At 64.5% G+C, this 18,371-nt stretch carries 15 protein-coding genes and 1 tRNA gene; 3 read left to right on the forward strand and 13 right to left on the reverse strand.

Going from position 1 to position 18,371, the window contains the following annotated elements; all coding sequences use genetic code 11:
* Nucleotides 1-113: 113 nt before the first annotated feature.
* From MOK15_RS12135 to MOK15_RS12160, 6 genes are all read right to left on the reverse strand, one after another.
* The gene (locus MOK15_RS12135; protein ID WP_242931842.1) at nt 114-599 is read right to left on the reverse strand and encodes a DUF4411 family protein; all 486 of its coding nucleotides are present in this window, start codon (nt 597-599) and stop codon (nt 114-116) included.
* Complete coding sequence (locus tag MOK15_RS12140) at nt 599-1,795, reverse strand: XRE family transcriptional regulator (RefSeq protein WP_242931843.1); 1,197 nt, start codon at nt 1,793-1,795, stop codon at nt 599-601. Before MOK15_RS12140 ends, MOK15_RS12135 begins: the two co-directional genes overlap by 1 nt.
* Nucleotides 1,792-2,352, reverse strand: a complete 561-nt coding sequence (locus MOK15_RS12145) for a recombinase family protein (protein WP_242931844.1) — start codon at nt 2,350-2,352, stop codon at nt 1,792-1,794. The genes MOK15_RS12140 and MOK15_RS12145 overlap by 4 nt, the downstream gene beginning before the upstream one ends.
* Before the next feature lie 293 nt (nt 2,353-2,645).
* Complete coding sequence (locus MOK15_RS12150) at nt 2,646-4,889, reverse strand: P-loop NTPase fold protein (RefSeq protein WP_242931845.1); 2,244 nt, start codon at nt 4,887-4,889, stop codon at nt 2,646-2,648.
* Between the two features lie 72 nt (nt 4,890-4,961).
* Entirely contained in the window at nt 4,962-9,380 is a 4,419-nt protein-coding gene (locus tag MOK15_RS12155) for a hypothetical protein (protein WP_242931846.1), read from the reverse strand.
* Between the two features lie 160 nt (nt 9,381-9,540).
* Nucleotides 9,541-9,762 (reverse strand): hypothetical protein, encoded by a 222-nt coding sequence (locus MOK15_RS12160; protein WP_242931847.1) that lies wholly within the window; start codon nt 9,760-9,762, stop codon nt 9,541-9,543.
* Here MOK15_RS12160 and MOK15_RS12165 point away from each other — a divergent pair.
* Both MOK15_RS12165 and MOK15_RS12170 read left to right on the forward strand, forming a co-directional pair.
* A complete protein-coding gene (locus MOK15_RS12165; RefSeq protein WP_242931848.1) occupies nt 9,748-10,191 on the forward strand; it encodes a thermonuclease family protein in 444 nt (147 codons plus the stop codon). The two genes, MOK15_RS12160 and MOK15_RS12165, sit on opposite strands and share 15 nt — an antisense overlap.
* Nucleotides 10,192-10,547: 356 nt before the next feature.
* A complete protein-coding gene (locus MOK15_RS12170) occupies nt 10,548-10,763 on the forward strand; it encodes a hypothetical protein (RefSeq protein WP_242931849.1) in 216 nt (71 codons plus the stop codon).
* A gap of 95 nt (nt 10,764-10,858) precedes the next feature.
* On the opposite strand, the gene MOK15_RS12175 is transcribed toward MOK15_RS12170, so the two are convergent.
* From MOK15_RS12175 to MOK15_RS12190, 4 genes are all read right to left on the reverse strand, one after another.
* Nucleotides 10,859-11,641, reverse strand: a complete 783-nt coding sequence (locus tag MOK15_RS12175) for a hypothetical protein (RefSeq protein WP_242931850.1) — start codon at nt 11,639-11,641, stop codon at nt 10,859-10,861.
* Between the two features lie 1,166 nt (nt 11,642-12,807).
* Nucleotides 12,808-13,512: a replication protein A gene (locus MOK15_RS12180; protein ID WP_242931851.1), complete on the reverse strand. Its 705-nt coding sequence runs from the start codon at nt 13,510-13,512 to the stop codon at nt 12,808-12,810.
* Nucleotides 13,513-13,540: 28 nt separating this feature from the next.
* Nucleotides 13,541-14,797, reverse strand: a complete 1,257-nt coding sequence (locus MOK15_RS12185) for an integrase arm-type DNA-binding domain-containing protein (protein ID WP_242931852.1) — start codon at nt 14,795-14,797, stop codon at nt 13,541-13,543.
* Nucleotides 14,798-14,955: 158 nt separating this feature from the next.
* A tRNA-Ser gene (locus tag MOK15_RS12190) sits at nt 14,956-15,047 on the reverse strand.
* 229 nt (nt 15,048-15,276) lie between these two features.
* Here MOK15_RS12190 and MOK15_RS12195 point away from each other — a divergent pair.
* Complete coding sequence (locus tag MOK15_RS12195; protein ID WP_242931853.1) at nt 15,277-16,086, forward strand: EipA family protein; 810 nt, start codon at nt 15,277-15,279, stop codon at nt 16,084-16,086.
* A 6-nt stretch (nt 16,087-16,092) separates the two neighbouring features.
* Here MOK15_RS12195 and dinB read toward each other — a convergent pair whose 3' ends face one another.
* From dinB to MOK15_RS12210, 3 genes are all read right to left on the reverse strand, one after another.
* Nucleotides 16,093-17,172, reverse strand: coding sequence for a DNA polymerase IV (gene dinB / locus MOK15_RS12200; protein WP_242931854.1), 1,080 nt, complete (start codon nt 17,170-17,172; stop codon nt 16,093-16,095).
* A 61-nt stretch (nt 17,173-17,233) separates the two neighbouring features.
* Nucleotides 17,234-17,761, reverse strand: coding sequence for a DUF177 domain-containing protein (locus MOK15_RS12205; RefSeq protein ID WP_242931855.1), 528 nt, complete (start codon nt 17,759-17,761; stop codon nt 17,234-17,236).
* Nucleotides 17,761-18,285, reverse strand: coding sequence for a ubiquinol-cytochrome C chaperone family protein (locus MOK15_RS12210; RefSeq protein ID WP_242931856.1), 525 nt, complete (start codon nt 18,283-18,285; stop codon nt 17,761-17,763). Before MOK15_RS12210 ends, MOK15_RS12205 begins: the two co-directional genes overlap by 1 nt.
* Nucleotides 18,286-18,371: the final 86 nt, after the last annotated feature.

The raw sequence follows: 18,371 nt of genomic DNA on the forward strand, positions 1-18,371 counted from the left end.
AGTGTCCGATAAAGCAGCATGTATCCCAAGCTGCACATAGTCGTAACGCTCATACGAACGTAGCATGAAAGCGGAGCGGTCGCGGATGTCCAGTCGGTTTCGACCTCTCAAACTTAGAACGTCCAATCCTCTTCCTCGATCAACGTCAGCAGATCGATATGGCGCACGCCCTCACGATCGCAGACGAACGGAATCCGGGGCTTGTCTGCCGTGCCGCCCGCTTCCTGTGTCACGACGACCAGGCGCGGGTTGCCAGCGAGGGCTTGGGCGATCACGAACGGATCGCCACCCGACTTCCCTTTGCCGGTGTCCACCAGCTTCGGATAGGTTTGCATGATCCTGACGACCTCGCCTTGCACGTCGTCATCAATCTCGAGGAACATCGTTTCCTTGCGGTCCTTGGCCCACTCGAAAATCTCATCGTCCTTCTTTTTTAGCTCATGATAGACCTCGATCGTCGCGACCAGGCGACCGTCATCGATGAGCTGATCGAACGCGTTCCATAGACCGCTGAAACGCTTCGGCGGATAAGCACGCCGCCACGCATGCACAAGCGAGCTAGTGTCGATGCAGTAGATCGGCGGCTCTGCAGCGACCATCAGCTATAGCCTAACTGTTGCTCAATGCCGGGAACATGGCGAACCTTCACGCCAAGATATCCCGACACATCAGAAAGGCTGATCCGATCGAGATGATAATTCTCGATCACGCGGCGCACGAATGGCTTGCCGTAGTCGGCGACCGTCTCGCGCGGCATGTTCCGCGGGATCGGCTTGCCTTCATTCTTCTCGCGATCTCGTTGCCGCTGTTGCTGGAACTCGATCGCATATTGGGCGCGCTTGCGCCTGTAGAATGCTTCCGTGGTTCGCCCGAGCGTCAGCAGGCGACGCACGATCGCCTCGCGCGACACACCATAGGTGAGCGAGAGCAATTGCACGCTGGCATCATCCCACTCGTGGCGCCCGTTGCCCTTCGCGGCGATCAACGCCTCTTTTAGAAACAGGTCGCGGGGCATCAGGGCCGCGGCGGCGACCTGGTTGCAGAACACTTCGATCTTTTCATCATCGGCAGGGCGGGGGCCTTCGATATCAAGATCGGAAACGCCGCTTTGCCGAAGCATCAAATGCGCCAGCTCATGGAACATCGAGAACGTGCGGCGCGCATAGGCATCCTTCCGGTTGATGACCATGAAGGGCAGCACATCGGACCAGTAGGCAAAGCCCGAAGCCTCATCGCTACTTATTCGCGAGGCCTGGAACACCAGCACGCCCAACTCCTCGATCTTCCCGCGCCAGGCCAGAAAGGCGACGCGGGGATCGCGCCAGTGCGATTGCAGATCGTAATCGACGCCGAGCGCATCACGGAGCGCGGCCGCGGCCGTTTCCGGGTTGGTGGCGATCGTCGTCTCAACCTTGAAGGGGGCGGGGGTTTCGTCACCGTCCTCGAATAGCTCGAGGGCCAATTCGCGCCGTTGCTGTGCGAGCCGGATTTCTAGCGTCAGCTCCGGCGAGAAGCTGCGCATTCCCAAATCAGGCAGGCGCCGGAAATCGTGCATCGCCTGGAATGAATTTGTCGGTGGTTCCGGCAGATAGAAAACCGCAAGCGGCCGCTTATAGGCTTCGGCCAGTTTGCGGAGCTGGGGAATAGACGGCTGATCGTCGCCCGTTTCCCAGGCGGCGAGCTTTTCTTCATCTACATCGATCTTTGCGGCCGCGGCCGTGAGATCGAAACCGGCCGTTTCTCGCGCCCAGGTCAGAACGGCAGGATTGATCGTTGCCTTGATACGCTTCGTCATGCTGGCGCACCGTCAACTCGCAATGCGCGATATAGCGTCGATCGGCCGACGTTGAGCGTGCGCGCCGTGTCAGACACGGAGGCACCGCCATCGATCAACATGCGGGCATGTTCGACCTTGGACGGGTTGAGACTAGGGGCGCGGCCAAGATGCCGCCCACGGGATCGCGCCGTGGCCATGCCAGCCTTAGTCCGCTCGACGATCAAAGACCGATCAAATTCTGCGAGCGCGCCCATCATGTGAAATACCAAACGCCCCCCGGCTGTCGTCGTGTCGATGTTTTCCGATAGCGACACAATCTCGATACCGCGCTCGCCCAGGTTATGCACTAAATTGATGAGGTGCTTAACCGATCGGCCGAGCCGGTCGAGCTTCCAGACGACAAGCGCATCACCAGGTTCGAGCATGGCGAGAGCCGCATCCAGGCCAGGGCGATATTTGGAGGCACCCCCGGCATGATCCTCGAACACGCGCGCGACAGCAGCCCCCTCAAGCGCATCGCGCTGCAGGTCTGGGTTTCCCTCCTCTATGGAGACGTAAGCATATCCGATTTTCACACTTGATTCTGACACAACCCTTTCGGGACGTGCAAGCATTTGTTCTCTTGTGCGCCCCTACGCATTGCCTGATGCTCACCGAAAACGCGGATTCGACTGCCCGAGGCACGACTGCTGACCCACGAATCGTTGAACGCAGCACGGCCGAGTGTGCGAAGGTCGGCTCTTGTAAGAAGCCGACGTTTAGAGATCCTGATAGGAGTGGCGGCTTTGTCCCACGAGCTTCCGACTGCTGTCGATCATTCAGCGCAAGGGGCTCGAAGCTGTCGCCCGACTCATGTCATGGCGCATCTTTACGCGTCGGCTTCATCATCCGCTTGACCCGCCCTCGCTTCCCTCGCCTCCCAAGGCTGCAGCACCTCCTCGAAATCGCCATCGTTAAAATGGATGTTGGCCTTTAGCGACCAGATGATGGACGCGGCGTCCCCATTGTCCGGCTTGGCCTTCGCCAAGTCATGAATGCGGCGCACAATCGCGACCGGCTTATCGAAGAAGGCGCCCAACCCATCGAGCGATAGCGTCGAGTTCGGCCCATAAAGCTTTTGGACGAAGCGCAGGAGCCAGGCGTCGTCTCCCGATCGCGCCGCCACGTGTTGGACGACGGCCTCGCGCGCGCCGGCTTGCGACCAGGCATAGAGCATGTCGGTCGCGCGGGGATCGGTCATCACCGTGTCGATGCCGCCAGCGCCGTAGCGCGCGATCATGATCTTGCGGATGACCTCGAACCCCTCGCGTGACGTCAACCGGTCGGTCGGATTGGGCCGGTCGCCGTAATAGCCGTGACCGAAGGTCTCGTCGCGCAGCAGATAGGAAAGGAAGCCGAGCGAGGTGCCCGCCTCGAACATCGCCTTGAGCGCCGGATCGAAGCGCTCGGGCGGCAGCGCGGCCTGGAACTGGCGCAGCATCGCGCGCGTCAGATAGTATATCCGCGGATAGCCCCAGTCGTCGCCGCGAAAGTCCGCCGCCAGCGTGTCGGCCGCGTGGGACAGGCCGAGCATCAGCGTTTCGATCGGCCAGCGATGGATCACGTCCTTCTCGACGTAGCGTAGCTGGTCGAGCAGCCGCTCGGCCTTGGTCCCGCCGGCATCGCCCTTGCGATTGCCCATGGTCATGAGGAGGTGCGCGACCGGGTTGGCGCCCTCGCGCGCCGCTGCTAGCAGATCGGCAAGGTCCATGTCGGTGACGCTATCGGGCGGATCGATCAGGGTGAAATAGATGCGGGCATGGCTTGGGCTCGCCAGACGCTTGTCCCTTGCCGCGTGGAAATGCGCCGCGCCGCGCGCGCCCGAGAACAGCCGCTCTTCCTTCTCCTTGTTGAACGATTGGAACTGGATGCCGGGCAGATGGCGGTCGAGTTCGAACTGCTGCTTGTCCCAGCTGAGCCCGTCGAGCTCCAGCGCGGCGTCCATCTCCTTGGCCATGTTCTCGCGCTCCGGATCAGAGACATGGGCACGCCCGCCGGCGAGCGCGACGAAGCTGGTCAGATAGTCCTCGACCCAGCGATAGAAATTGGGAGACCCCACCGCGATCATGCGCAGCCAGACGAGATCGGCTAGATCGACCCGGTCCTGGAGGCTCGGCCAGTAGACGCGCAAACTATCGAGCACGCGCACGACCGCGCGCGGGTTTTCGAGGACGCGGCCGCCGGTCTCGTCGATGACCTGCTGCAGATAGCCGACGCGCTCGGGCGGACATGTGGCGAAGGCCTGGAGCTCGGCCGAGAACCAGCGCCGCAGGGCAAAGGATTCGGGGCGCGGCACGGCAACCTCGGTCTGGACGATCTTTTCAAGATAGGCAGCACCGCTCGCGACGCCGGTGCCGGTCTCGATCGACCGCACCAAGGCCCGCGCGTCGTAGCAAAGGAGATAGGAGACGTTGGGGAAGTCGGCGACCGAGCGCACCAGGCGCAGGAGCTCGGCGACTTCCTTGGGTTCGAGGCGGTCGACATCGTCGATCGCGACGACGATGCGGCAATCGAGCTTGAGCAAAGCCTGCGAGAGCTTGTCCTTCTGCTCGACCAGGGTCGGCCCCTCGGTCTGCTCGGCCGCTGCCGCCGCGAGTTTTTCGAGGACGTCCCCTGCGAGCGATGCGCCGGGCACGAACAGGCCGGCCACGCCGGCGAGCTTGCCGACCGGCCCCAGGTGCCGGGCAAAGCTCTTGACCTGCGCGGCGACGTTCTTGGCGGCGATCTGGGTGGTGCCGGTCGCGTCGCCGGCGGCATGTTCGAGACCGGCGATCGCCTTCGCCAGATCCTCAAACAGGGCGGAGAGCAGCTGATCGCGGTCGCCGATCAGCCAGGGCCGGAATTCGACGGCGGCGACCTTGGCCCCATCCATGGCGCGCAGCCGCTTGAGCACGAGCGCGAGCATGCTCGACTTGCCCGAGCCCCATTTGCCCTCGAGCCCGAACACGAAGCCCTTGTTCGCGGCCTGCGAGGTCAGCGAATCCGCGATGCGGTCGGCGAGCGCCGCGAAGCCGAAGCGATCCTCCGCTTCGCTCTGGATCGGGCGGTCGCCATGGAAGGTCGGATCGGTCATCGGATCATCTCGCGTAGCGGCTTATATTGTTGGTCGGTTTCTTTCGGGGTCCGACGCCCGGAAAACTGGCGGTCAATGCCAGGGCGCCTGATCATGCTTGGGCACGCGGCTGTAGGCGAGCGCGTCCTTGGCCTGTTTGCCGTCGTCCTTGAGCAGCGCGTTGAGCGCCGGAACATTGATCCGCCAATGGTCATAGGCGCGCGGGGCGATCCGCAGGCGCGCCGCTGTCATCGTCCGCCCTGCCCAGCGCGCGCAGCCGCGGCTCGCGCAGCGTACGAACAGTTCGAACGCGGCAAACTGGACGAGCGGGTCGGGACTGTCGATGAAGGCGGTCAGCCAATGCCGGGCCTGGATCGTGCGCTCATAACGGCGATGCGCCCGGGTGCGCACCGCCGCCAGCCAGCGCGGCAAATCTGCGGGCAGCAGCCGCGCGTTCCACAGCGCGTCGGCCTCGGCGTCATGGTCGAGTTCGCCCGCCAGCACGAGTGCGCGGGCATAGTCGTAGGTCGGCCCTTCCAGCAGTTCGGCGATGATGGCCAGATGGTCTGCGGTATCGCCCAGCCGGCGTAGGCCTGAGGCGGCCTCGAGCAGGAGCTGATCGAACGCCAGGCCCTCCATCGCTTCGCGCCGCAGCGGACCGGTGACCGCATTGCCGGGAACATCGAACGGCATCAGACGCAGGTCGTCCGACTTGACGCTGGTCTCGCTCATACTGGCGATCAAGGCGCGCCACACCGCCGCCCCGCTCGGTCGTCCTGCGCGTAGCAGGGCGCGGGCAAGGTCGATCACCGCCTTGTGCGCGCCGAACAGCATATGGCCAAGGTCGAGCCGGCCGTTGCCGATCGCCGGCGCGAGCCATTGTTCGACCTCGTCCGCCTGCTCCGCCACGAGCCGGTCGTAGGAGCGCCCGTCGTCGATCGTATTGCTCATACCCTGCGAGGAGCGCGGCGGATCGAGTTCGGAGCGCACCCGCTTTTCGACACGATCGGCGAAGGCCCGGGCATAGCGCGGTTCGTCAGGCCAGACCCGCGCCAGATAGCCGAGCGCGAGCGGGATGATCCGCTCGAGCGGGTCGTCGTCGTACGGGATATCGGCCCGGGCGAGGGCCAGGCTGCCATGGGCCGCTTCGTCGCTGCCCTTGCCGGCGGCGCGCCAGGCGCTGTCGCGCAGGGCGTTGCACAGCCCGCGGTCGGGCGCACGGTAGGCGACCTGCATGGCCGCGGTGCGCACCTCGGCATTGTCGTGGCGCATGAGCGCGGCGACCGGCGGGTAACCGGGCGGCATGGCCGCGATGTCACCGTGGCCCAGCAGTGCAAGCCACCGCTTGAGTATGACAACATCGGTGCCTGGCGCGAGGATGTCCTCAAGTGCCCTGAAGGCTTCGGGCGCAAACGGCTTCAGGAGGTCGAGCTGGTTCTTGGGCCAGGTCGGCCCGTCGGGCATCGCCCGGAACGCGGCGAACTGCTCGGCGTCGCTCATGGTCGTCATCGCCAGCACCGCAAGGGTCGCGTTCATCGTCGGGTCGCGCGCGCCGTCGCGGTTGGCAGGAAGCCGCAGGGAGGCCGCGAACATGGCGTCGATCCCGATCCGAACGTCCTCCCCATGCGCGATCCAGCTGGCGCCCAGGCCGGCGAGAATGCGGGTGAGATCGTGGCGCCCAGTATCGATATCGGTGGTGCGCGCGAGATAGCGCAGCAGCTGTCCGGGCGCCCAGCGCGCCAGCACTGCCCGCAGTTCGGGCCGCATGTCGAACGAGCGGTCCTGGTCCCGCGCGATCATGTCCGCCGCGGCGGCTTCGAGCAAGGCGATGGAAGCGGGCGCCAGGTCGGCCGCGGGATCGGTCGCCATCGCCAACAGGTCGGTGGTATGGCGCAGCGCGATCTCGCCCCAGCCGGGCTCGCGGTCCTTGGGCGCATAGGTCCAGGTCAGGAGCCCGGCTGCATCGCGCGTCACGCTGCTCGGACGCCCGAACCGGCGATTTTCGCGCTGCGCCAGTGGCCGGGCTTCCGGATCGCGCGAGGCGAGCGCGTCGAGCAGCCGATCGGCGGCCGCATCGGCATGCGGATCGGCGACCGCGCGGATATGGCGTGCCTGCGCGATCAGGGCGGTTTCGGCTGCGGCCGGATCCTCGCGGTTGGCGCGCAGCAGCCATTCGAACCGGTCGATGCTGACGTGCATTTCGCGGGTGAGCTCGGTCACCACCGCGTAGTTTCCGAGCGCTTCGACGAACGGCGCGCGCGGCAGATAAGAGAGGGCGGACAGCAAGGTATCGGCCACGCACAGATAGTCCTCGTCAGGTTCGACGAGGATCAGCGGCGGCAGCGCGCCCTGACTGGCCGCGTTCCATGCCCCGACCCGAGCCGCGACGGCCGCCTGCGCGATCTCTTCGGGCGGATCGCCGCCGTTGACGACATCGCGCCAACCCCAGGCTTCGCTAAGCCAGATCGCCGCGCGCGCAGCCAAGGCGGTCATAACGGGCGGATAGGCTTCGGCGGCATTGACGATGCCGGCGAGGTGAACATTGTGATCGCCGTGCAGCCGATCCCGGTCGCGCCAGACCTGTTCAGTCCGCTCCAGGAAATAGTCCGGATCCTCGGCGATGAGGCGCTGGTAGCGTTTGAGCTCGTCGCCGTAGAAATTGTCGCTGCCAAGCCAGGTATCCAGAAGGACGCTGCGGGCCGCGGGGCTGAAGTCAGGCGAGATCGTCGCGAACGAGGCGGCGATGCCGGTGAGGGTCACGCCAAGCTGAAGCCCGCGCAGATCGTCGATGAACGCCGCGATGCGTTGGGTGGCGGCTTCGGCGGTGTCGAGCGTCTGCACGGCGCGCGCCAGGGCCAGCCCCATGGCGATTGGCGCGAGGTCCGGATTCACGCGGAACCGGTGCGGCTCGCCAGGCACCGGCGCGAACCAGACGCCGCTGACGATCGCGCTGACCGTCGCGTCGCCGCCGGGCGACCCGCTTTCCTCGCCAAGCGCCGCGCCGATCTCGCGCCGCAGGACCGTGTCCTCTCCGCCGCCCGCGGTGCGGACCGTGCCGCCGATCGCGGCGACGAGGTTGCGTATGTCCCGATCGTCGAGACCGGGATAGATGCGGTCCCGGAAATCCTCGTAGACCAGCCGCTCTGGCGTCATGTCGCCGCTGCCCGCCAACCGTTCCCAATGGCGCAGTGCGAGCGTGCAGAGCCGCGGCACCTTCATCAACGGGATCAGCGCGGGGTCGAGCCTGGCCTTGTCCAGCCCGGCGCGGCCGAGAATCTCGTCGAGCTCGGGGTCACTGAACCCAGCGACAGGCACTTCGCTGCAGGCGATGCCGGTCGCCTGGAAGCCGCCGCCGAGCAGCCGCCAGTGGTCGGTCCGGTCTGTCAGCACCAGATCGACCGCGCCGGCCCACGGCGCGAGGCGCAGTTCGGCGGCGAGCATGGCCCAGTCGGTCCTGTCGAACCGCTCGTTGAGCCCGTCGATGATCAGAATGAGCTGGGTGGTCTGTTGCCCTGCGCACCAGCGCCTTGCGCGCCGCGCCCACCATGCCGGATCGCGCACCCCGAACATCTGGTGGAGCGCTGCGCCGATCACCGCGTCGGGACTGGTCGAGGCGATGAAGCGGGCCGGCACCACCAGGGTCAGGGGCAGCGGCGCGCCAGCGCGTTCGCGGTCGAGCCACCAGCTGAGCGCGGCCCAGGTCTTGCCCATGCCCTCTGCGCCGAGCAGCGCCAGCGGTTGCCGGGGCATGGCGCCGTCCCACCAGGTCGACACGGCCTTGCGCAGCTCGGGGCGATCGATCCGGATGATCGCGGGATCGGTGAGGTTGGCGTAGCGCCCGATCCTTGTGGCTGCCGCGGGCATGCTCGCCATATGCTCGCGCAAGTAATCGGCGGCGGCTGCGCGGGCGTTCGCATAGCCCAGGGTCGGGAAACGAAGCGCCGCATGAAGCGCGGCGCATTGCTCGGCATAGGTCACATGGGCGCGGGCGTTGCGGAGAAGTTCGCCGATGTCCGCGGTAACGGTCACATAGGCGGCGAGCAGATCCTCGTGCTGAGCGCAGAGTAGCGCGATGGCGGGCAGGAGCTCGGCCGAGTCCGGCCAGTCGAGGATTAGCACCTCGACGCCGAGCGAGAGACCCTTGGCGCGCAGGTCCGAAGCGTCGGGCTCCTTGATCTCGCGGCTTGCGCACAGGACCCAGAGTTCGAGGTCGGGGTGGGTCGTGGCGGCATCATCGAGCTTGCTGCGCGTCTCGTCGGCCGGCAGCCTTGTCTTCAGGCCGTAGCGCTTGGTTTCGACGCCCAACACTGTGGCGAATCCGTCATCCGCGCTGCGCGCGTCGACGCCGCCCTGCGGCCCTGATTTGGCGAGCGTAAAGCGTTGTCCGGTCTCGCGGGAGAGGAGATCGCGCACGAGATTCTCGAAACTGCCGTGACCGCTGGCCGGAATCGCGCGCAAGGCGGCAACCAAAACATTGCCTTCGCTCTCATCGGGATCGGGCGCTGAAGTCATGTCAATTCCGCGCTCTTCCCGTTCCCCTGAGGCCCATTCCGGGCGGATCAGCCATGCTAGGCCGCCCGGAACGATATGGGAACGGTCATGACGCGATGGAAACCAATTGTTGTTTTCTTGCGACTATAGTTCCGCTCGCCCGCACTTTGACAAGTTGATTTCAATCCATCGGGACATGCGCCGCGTGATCATAGTTCCGGAACAGCTCGAAGCGGCGATTCTTGAGGATTGCCTCGAAGCCTCTGTCCTCCAGGTCTTCGATGGCGATGGCGATGGCGATGGCTTCCTGGCGGACGTTTGGAATCCTCTCCGTGAGACCTGGGTCCGGCGTGTGCCTTTCCGTTTTGCCTTCATCGATGCGCCGGAAATGGCGCAACTCCATGGCGCCCAATCCCGGGATTTCCTGCAACGCCTCATTGCAGGCAAATCGCTGCGCCTGATGCCGGTCGGCAAGGAATCGACCGGCGGCATGCCGATCGATCCATACAGGCGTATGCTGTGCATGGCCTACCTCACCGCGCAGATGGAGGTTGGCCGGATAGCCTATTTCCACGATGGCGTTTTCGAGAGCGGTCTGGTTCGACGCGCCCGAACCGTGTGCCGCAACATCGAACTCGAAATGATCGTCAACGGCTGGGCCTGGGTCGTGGAGCGCTATGCGTTCGACCGCGAGGCCGAGTATCTCGCAGCCCAGGACGATGCGCGAAGGGCGCGGCGCGGGCTCTGGGTGGTTCGCGATCCCGAACCGCCCTGGAGCTTCAAGCGTCGGCACAAGCGCTCAGCTGTCGACCGGCAGTACGGCCTGCTCTGAACTCAGAACAGAGGCGCATGAAGATGTGGGCGCGGGCCGCGCGGCTGGCGGCGCTGCGTCTGGTCGATCGCCCCCGGAACGATAGGTCTTGCCGTCCTGGCTTCCGTTGTGACCGCGCCCGCGGTCCCTCGCCGCCGTCTTATGGCCTGCAATCACCGGGCCGCGCCGCGGCCCAGTTGCACCGTTTAGGGCGATGCCAGCGACGATAAAGTCAGCGTCCCTGTTGCGGTTACGGCTACACCCGTAACCGCGGTGATCACGATATACCAGATACTGCCCCAAGACGGGCTGGGCGATCACAGCGCGCCAACGCCGATGAGGACGCTCAGGCAGCTGCTGCCAAGGCGGAGGCGAGCATGGAGGTGGTGAGCGTCGAGGTGTGCCGAGACCTACCGCTCGCCCATGCAGACAAGGCCGACACGCTCACGCGATCGCTGCCCGCTAATGTCCACGGGCACTGCTTCTTCACGCTCAATGGAACGTTCGACGTGATCGGCGAGACTGATCCGCGCAAGGCGGCCCTGGACCGGGTCAACGACGCGCAGATCGCGTTCGGTCGAACCGATGGCTAGCGTTGCATACGGCTTGGGTGTCGGGTTTTGGCGATGAACCTGCCGCTGAACTCGCCGGGCGGGAACGACCGCTAAGTCCCAGTTGCCGTCTAGCTTCACATGCCCTGAGCGGCGGCTTCTTCTGCCGGCACTTCCTTCACATGCTGAACAGTTAACGTGCCATGCTGGCGTGAATCCTCCCAGCTTATCGTCACCCAGCTGATCGACCTGGGATACTGGATCTCGATCCGCCCCGGTCGAAATTTCGCTGCCGCCAGCAATGGATATCGCTCCGGATCAAGGGGTTCGAGCAACAACACAAAAATGAGGCCCAGGATACTCACCTCGAGCGCCACGATCTCATCTCTGCCGTCCACCGTCTCCACCCAAGAGACCAGCTGGAATCGCGAATGGTTCAGCATGAGGTCGCCCTCATTCATCATGCAGTAAAGCCCCGCACCTTCTGGCCAGGCAGTCGGGTCGTCGAGCATTGCGATGAGTGAACCGTCTTGAGCGAAGGCGCCAGAAAGTCGCTCCTCTCCCCTCGCCAAGTTTCCGGACACCGCCAGCGCCTTGGCCGTCTTCAAAACCCATCGCTCCAGGTCGTGGCCGGACACGAGCGAATGGCGAGGTTCGCCGATATCCGCCTCCAGATAGGTTTTGAGCGACTGGAATAGATGCTTCGCAGCGTCATCGATTGGGCTCAGCGCGCTATTGTGCTTTGCACACAGACAATTCGCACGGAGCGCATTGGCGCCAAGGAATCGCACCTCTCCCCGGGGCAGCCAGGGCACGCCGGCGATCGAGATCTCACCGTTGCCTTGGAGCACCTGCATAACGGACTGTGAGATCAGATGTTCTCCGGAGATCGGGGCAACGCATGATCCGAGCTCGCGCATGTAGCAACGATCGACGACTGCGGATGCAGGTAGTTCCCTTAGGCCGAGGGGCGCGGCTTTCCGATGCCAGTTGCGGCCATCAAAGCAACACTCTCGCGCCACTCTGTTCGACCCGCACGGACACGGGCCATTGAGCACCGCCTCCCTCTTCCGCTTTGCTTCCCCCATACTGTCTCCGGCCATCTTAGCTATTAGCGATCTAAACGAGCCGCCGCTTTTGGGCTGCCCGCTGGCTTTCGAAGCCAGTAATGAGTGAGCTGATAAAAATGCGCATAGGGCAACTGTAGGCCGTGTTCCTGCATTGTCCACGGATCAACACACGAAAGAATGGCATCGAATGGGATGGCGTTCTCTAGGCGCGAATGGAAGTAATCAGGCGGCTTTGGCCGTGGAGCGAATCCATCTTCAATGTCTGTTTTCCACTCTCGAATGCTCGGAAGCCGTCAGTCGGCTAGGTCCCAAACCCTGTCGATCCGAGACCTACCTTTCGACATGAATGGAGGGGGGCTCAGTGCTGGAACGGCTGGAATGTTGGCGACAGCAGTAGATTGATTTTGCGCATGGATACCAATCCACACGCTGCGCTCGGCCACTCGACAAGGAGCCCATGGCAAGGCGCTTTGCTGTGGTAGGGGCTACTCACGCCATTGTGCAGTCGAAAGTTCGTCGCCATCGAGCGGGATACATTCCGCGGCACACAGGAACACTGCATGGCCCCTGCGCCCACACGGCACCCCGCAAAGCGCCCATATCGCCTCTCGTGCCAGGGAAGCGGCAATCGCCCATCGGACCGATGCCCGCGGACCTGCCACCCCTCGAAGCGCGCTTTTCCCCCCGCCTCGCCCGCGCGCTTTTCGTGTCGGTTTTGATGCACCGACCGAAGGGGCTTTGGGGCAGCGCAGGCTGGGCGCTTCTGGGCAATTTTCCGTTCCCATGCACTGATGCATTTTGATGCACCTGGAGGGGGTCGCTGCGCCCTGGGCGCGTCACCCTATCGGCAGGGGAAATGGTTGCCTTTGGGGCACGCCAAAGCCGCTTGCGCCCGCTGGGGAGCAATCGCACCGCCATGGGCGGTGCGTCCTGCCTCTCAACCGGAGGAGAGCTATGCGGGGACCATCGCTTATGAGACCGGATCCACTCACCTGCGCACGGCGAAGCCGTTCCTTCTATATATCCATGCCAGGATTCTGGCTGCTCGGTGAACTCGCGTTACTTTCCAGCAAAAGCCCGATGCGGCCAAGGGTTGCGGCAAGCGTCTCGTCGTCGATCATCGCGTGCATACGCCGGTCGGCCGGCAGCGATGCCAGCATGGCCTCCATTTCCCGCGCCGCGGTCTCGCGGCGATGGAGATCATCCGCCGGGACAGGCCCCTTGCCGACAATCCGGTCCACGATCCGCCGCACCGCTGCCGGGAGGCAGAAGCGATAGGCATTGGTGATCTGGCGCACCTGTGGTCCAAAGCCCTCATTGCCGGTCGGCTCGGTCCTGCGGATCCATTCCAGGAAGCCATGCTCTCTCAGTCGGGCCATGGCCTGGACGATCGCGGCCCGGGATCGGCGCAGCTGCCGCATCAGATAATCGATCGAGGGCTCGAGCCTGCCGGTCTTGTAGTCGACGATGCGGTAAAGCTCGCGCAGCAGTTCCAGCGCGATATGACCAAGTGGCCCATTGCGCTTGCCTGCCTGTTTGCGCTGGCGATCATAGGCCTCGGCCGCCCGGATATGTGCCCATTTGTCCTTTGGGTTCACCGGCCGCCAGAAGCGGCCCTCGCGCGCGCCGGCATGATAGCTGTTGCGGCGAACGGGCTGAAAGGTCCGCCGCGCCTTGTGCTCGATACCCGTGGCGATCTCGAAAAGGGAGCGCGCGCTCATGCGGCGCCTCCTTCAGCCCAACTGCCCCTTAGCGGCGTGGACCTTCCAGCAGCGCCATGGCCGGCGGCATATCCTTCATCAACAGGTCCGCCCACTCCTGCACGATCTCGCGCCGTCGCGGCATATAGGCAGCCCGGTTGTAGCTCGCTTCCACACCCTCGGGAATGTGCGCCAGCATCAGGTCGATGATCGCCCTGTCTCCTGCCAGCCCCTGCGCCTGTGCCCGTTCGTTCATGATGGTGGAGAAGGTCGAGCGCCAGCCATGCGGCACATGTCGCCCATGGGATACCAGTCGATTGTAGAGATAGCCGACCGCATTCTCGCTGATCGGCTTGTGTGCATGGCGCTGGCTGGGAAAGACAAGGCGGCTGTGGGGTGCAAAGGCCCGCGCAGCGTCCAGCACCTCCGTGGCCTGACGGGAGAGCGGCAGCATGAAATCGAAACGTGGGTCGATCTTGCGGTCGAGCTTCAGCTTCATCCGCGTGGCAGGAATCCGCCAGACCGGTTCGTCCGGGTCCAGCCCTTCCAGCTCCGACCACATTGTCGTTCGCAGGACGCCTTGCCGCAAAGCAGTGAGCGCCAGCATGCGGGACGCGAGCTTGGTCATAGGATGGGCGGGTGCGGCCTCCACCTGCCGCAGCAGCGCGCGGGCTTCCTCCAGCGTGGCGAGTGCGGGCTGCCGTCCCTTGATCAGCGGCTTCAGCGCAGCCCTGATCGGGGCTGCCGGATCGGCATCGGCAAGGCCGGATGCAATGGCATAGGCATAAACGGCCGAGATCCTCTGCCGCACCCTTCTTGCCGTTTCGATGGAAGGCCGGTCCTCGATCGCCCGAATCACCTCCAGCACCATGGGCGAGGTAATGCCCTTGATCGGCAGGGCGCCGATCTTCGGGAACACATCCTGCTCCAGGCTTTTGATCACATCGGCCGCATGGCGCGGCACCCAGCCGCCCAGCTGCTGGCCGTGCCATTCGCGGGCAACCGCCTCGAAGGTCGCTTCCGCTTCCTCCAGCCGTATCGCAGCCAGCTGCTTGGCCTGCAGCGCCGGATCGATACCGCTCCTGAGCAGGCGCGCGCCATTCTCCCGCGCTTCGCGGGCGGCGCTCAGGTTCATGTCGGGATAGCTGCCCAGCACCAGCCGCTTTTCCTTGCCGGCAAAGCGGTACTTCCAGCGCCAGGAACGAAAGCCGGTCCTGGTAACGAACAGGTAGAGACCGTGAGCATCGGAGAGCTTGTAGTCCTTCTCCCCTGCTTTGGCCTTGCGGCATTGCAGGTCGGTCAGCATCCGGTGCCCCCATAACTGCAAATTGATGCCCCCACAGTGCCCCCGAATCGTTCAAGCTTTCACGAGAACATATGAGATACAGGGAGATCGCAGACGCGCAACAAATAACGCATTTCTGCGCCTTTTGAGACGATGCAGGATCAATCAAGAAAAGGTGGTGGCGGAGACGGAGGGATTCGAACCCTCGGTAGCCCATTCAGGCTACGACGGTTTAGCAAACCGCTGGTTTCAGCCACTCACCCACGTCTCCGCACGAATTTGCCCACCAGGGAGGAGGGCAGTGGCTAGGGGTGGGGCTATAGCGAGGGCTTTGCGGCATGGCAACGGTCCTGTGCGGGGATTTTTGCACCCCGTCGCAATCATTGGATTCGGTCTGGCGCAGAATCGACTCAGGTCGCCGTTCGTTCATTGTCGGCTCAGCTTTACAGCCGATAATCTGGAATATGGTTTCAAGAGCGGTTTTCCGGGGAGTATCAGGCATGGTCAGCATCAATGGACGCATGAGCGTCCGCATCGCACGCGCAGCGGCACTGGCCGCTGCGCTGGCGGGCATGGCGCTGACCCCGGTCGCCACCTTGGCGCAGGTCCGCACGGTCGATCCCAATACCGCGATCGACGCCGATCTGGCGCCGCCGCCGCCCGCGAACAGCGCGCCGACCGATCCGGGCGTCGATGCCAGCGTCAATCGCGAAAGCGGTACCACCTACAGCCCACCGCCGAGTGGTGCCGAACCCTCATCGAGCGGTACGACGGCCAGCGGCGCACCGGTCACATCCGCTTCCCCGCCTGCCGCCATGGCCCCTGGCGATTCCTATCAGCAGGACGACCTGATCGGCGCGGCCGAGGGCGTGTTCGGCAAGGGCGCCGAAGGGCTGGCAGGCATCATCGAGAAGATCTTGAAGGACCAGGGCCGCCCCAACGCCTATATCTCCGGCCGCGAGGCGTCAGGCGCCTTCGTCGTCGGCTTGCGCTATGGATCGGGCACACTCAACCACAAGATTGAGGGCAAGCGCGAAGTCTATTGGACCGGTCCGTCGATCGGCTTCGATGTCGGCGGCAATGCGTCCAACACCTTCGTCCTGGTCTATAATCTCTATGACACGCAGGATCTCTACCATCGCTTCCCCGCGGCGGAGGGCACCGCCTATCTGGTGGGCGGCTTCACCGCCAGCTATCTGCGCTGGGGCAATGTGGTGCTGATCCCGATCCGTCTGGGCGTCGGCTATCGGCTGGGCGTCAATGCCGGCTACATGAAGTTCACCGAGAAACGGAACTGGCTGCCCTTCTGACGACGGCTACAGCGACAGGGCGAGTTGCCCGTCCTGTCCGTCTTCCTCCTCCGATTCCAGATTATGCACGCCCAGCCCCAGCAGCCGCGCACCCATGCGCAGCGGTAACTGGGCCAGCAGCAATTCCCGTCCCGCCTGCGCCAACAGATCCGGCGAACGGACAGGTGCGGAGAAGCTGCGCGAGCGCGTGATGATGCGGAAGTCGGCGAACTTGATCTTCAACACCACCGTCCGGCCCCAGGCCTGCGCCTTTTCGATTCGGGTCCAGAGATTGACGGCGATCCGGTCCAGTTCCGCCACCAACGCTTCCGCCTCGACCAGGTCGTCGAAGAAAGTGTCTTCCACGCTCACCGACTTGCGCTCCTGCCGTTCATGCACCGGCCGGCTGTCCTCACCCCGCGCCGCCCGATAGTAGAATTCGGCCGCGCTGCCGAAATGGGCCTGCAGGAAGGGCAGATCGCGCGCGCGCAGGTCCGCCCCCGTCTCGATCCCCAGTTCCTGCATCCGCCGCGCCGTCACCGGCCCCACGCCATGGATGCGCCGCACCGGCATGGCGGCGATGAACGCACCGCCCTCGCCAGGCCGCACCACGCAAATGCCGTCAGGCTTGTTCTGGTCCGACGCCAGCTTGGCGATCAGCTTGTTGTAGGAAACACCGGCCGAAGCGGTGAGGCCGGTTTCCTCGCGAATCATCCGCCTGATTTCCTGCGCCACCTCGGTCGCCGATGCGATGCCCGGCTTGTTCACCGTCACGTCCAGATACGCCTCGTCAAGGGACAGGGGCTGGATGATGTCGGTAAAGTGGCTGAAGATCGCGCGCACCTGGCCAGATACAGCGCGATAGACTTCGAACCGGGGCTTCACGAAGATCAGGTCGGGGCAGAGACGCCGCGCCCGCGCGCCCGGCATGGCGGATCGGACACCGAATTTGCGCGCCTCATAGCTGCATGTCGCCACCACGCCGCGCGGGCCGCCGCCGCCCACCGCAATCGGCCGGCCGCGCAAGCCGGGATCGTCGCGTTGCTCCACCGACGCATAGAAGGCGTCCATGTCGATATGGATGATCTTGCGCAGCGGCGAGTCCATGGCACCTTGCTATGCCATAATGCGGAACGAAAGGGAAACGAAGCCAGGACGAGCGAGGGCTTCAGGCCTTATCCTTGTCCTTGAGCGCCAGCAACGCGGCGAAGGGACTGGCCTGCTCCTCGTTCAGCACGCCGGCATCCTTCAGATAGGAGTCGGCCTGCGGCGAGCGGGGATAGGGCGTCATCGCCAGCGCCATCGTCTCGGCCACCGCCTCGCCCATATCGACGACCTGCCCATCATAGCCGATCGTATCGCAATCTTCGGCGTCCAGCTCCAGTTCCTCGCCCTCAGGCACCGCGTCGCCTTCCATGATGAAACGCAGCACGAAATCGCTGTCGATCACCTCAGGCACCGGCACCCCGGTCGCGACGCAGGGCTGGGCCAGCGCCGCGCGCACCCGCCCGCGCGCCATGATCGCGCCATTTTCCTCGGTGAGGCTATAATCCGCATCCAGCCGATCCAGCACGGAAAGGCCGAATCGCTGCGCCAGCGCCGCCCGCTCGGCCACATCGGCCTCGATATGGGTTTCGCCGGTCAGCCGCTTGATCTGGTCTACCTTGACCGGACGGGAAAATTCGGGCGTCGTCATTATCCAAGATCTCCTGCCAGCAGGGCCTCATGCGTCAGGCAGCCTAGCCGCATCCAGCGCTCGCGCAGCTTGCCTTCGACATGGGCGACCGCCGCATCAGCAATCGGCCCGCCGCGATAAAGGTTGCGGCGCAGCGCCTCACCAAAATCCGCACCGTCCGTCAACGCCTCGCGATAGGCGCTGATCCGCCCGCCCAATGCGCTCATCATCCGGCCGATATGCTTGCCGACCACCACGTCGCCCACGCCCTCCTGCCGCAACTGCCCGTCCATATCGTCGACGAACAATTCGGTCAGCCACACGCTTTCCTGCGTCGCGCCCTGCTGTTCCAGCCGGATCAACACCTGCGCCAATATGGCGACGATCATGTCAAAGCGACCGTCCAGCGTGTCGGGCACCGCGCCCTCCAGATACCAGTGCGGCTGCCGTCCTTCGCCGACCACGGCATGATAAAGCGGCCGCAGTCCCTCCCTGGGATCGGTGCGGCCGAAGAAGCGCTGAAGGAAGGAAGGGGTGGTGGGCATGGACAAAACGGCTTTTCATGACGGATCGACCGGTGGCGCGCGCCGACCGGTGCGCCTTCGCCCCTTGCCGGGGCTTGCGCATTTCC

Source organism: Sphingobium sp. BYY-5 (assembly GCF_022758885.1).
In the GTDB taxonomy this organism is placed as follows: Bacteria; Pseudomonadota; Alphaproteobacteria; order Sphingomonadales; family Sphingomonadaceae; genus Sphingobium.

Bases quoted from the DNA above. Each gene is read 5' to 3' on its own strand.
- MOK15_RS12135 (WP_242931842.1), bottom strand. From the start codon at position 599: ATGGTCGCTGCAGAGCCGCCGATCTACTGCATCGACACTAGCTCGCTT.
- MOK15_RS12140 (WP_242931843.1), bottom strand. From the start codon at position 1,795: ATGACGAAGCGTATCAAGGCAACGATCAATCCTGCCGTTCTGACCTGG.
- MOK15_RS12150 (WP_242931845.1), bottom strand. From the start codon at position 4,889: ATGACCGATCCGACCTTCCATGGCGACCGCCCGATCCAGAGCGAAGCG.
- MOK15_RS12155 (WP_242931846.1), bottom strand. From the start codon at position 9,380: ATGACTTCAGCGCCCGATCCCGATGAGAGCGAAGGCAATGTTTTGGTT.
- MOK15_RS12165 (WP_242931848.1), top strand. From the start codon at position 9,748: ATGGCGCAACTCCATGGCGCCCAATCCCGGGATTTCCTGCAACGCCTC.
- MOK15_RS12160 (WP_242931847.1), bottom strand. From the start codon at position 9,762: ATGGAGTTGCGCCATTTCCGGCGCATCGATGAAGGCAAAACGGAAAGG.
- MOK15_RS12170 (WP_242931849.1), top strand. From the start codon at position 10,548: ATGGAGGTGGTGAGCGTCGAGGTGTGCCGAGACCTACCGCTCGCCCAT.
- MOK15_RS12175 (WP_242931850.1), bottom strand. From the start codon at position 11,641: ATGCGCGAGCTCGGATCATGCGTTGCCCCGATCTCCGGAGAACATCTG.
- MOK15_RS12180 (WP_242931851.1), bottom strand. From the start codon at position 13,512: ATGAGCGCGCGCTCCCTTTTCGAGATCGCCACGGGTATCGAGCACAAG.
- MOK15_RS12185 (WP_242931852.1), bottom strand. From the start codon at position 14,797: ATGCTGACCGACCTGCAATGCCGCAAGGCCAAAGCAGGGGAGAAGGAC.
- MOK15_RS12195 (WP_242931853.1), top strand. From the start codon at position 15,277: ATGGTCAGCATCAATGGACGCATGAGCGTCCGCATCGCACGCGCAGCG.
- dinB (WP_242931854.1), bottom strand. From the start codon at position 17,172: ATGGACTCGCCGCTGCGCAAGATCATCCATATCGACATGGACGCCTTC.
- MOK15_RS12205 (WP_242931855.1), bottom strand. From the start codon at position 17,761: ATGACGACGCCCGAATTTTCCCGTCCGGTCAAGGTAGACCAGATCAAG.
- MOK15_RS12210 (WP_242931856.1), bottom strand. From the start codon at position 18,285: ATGCCCACCACCCCTTCCTTCCTTCAGCGCTTCTTCGGCCGCACCGAT.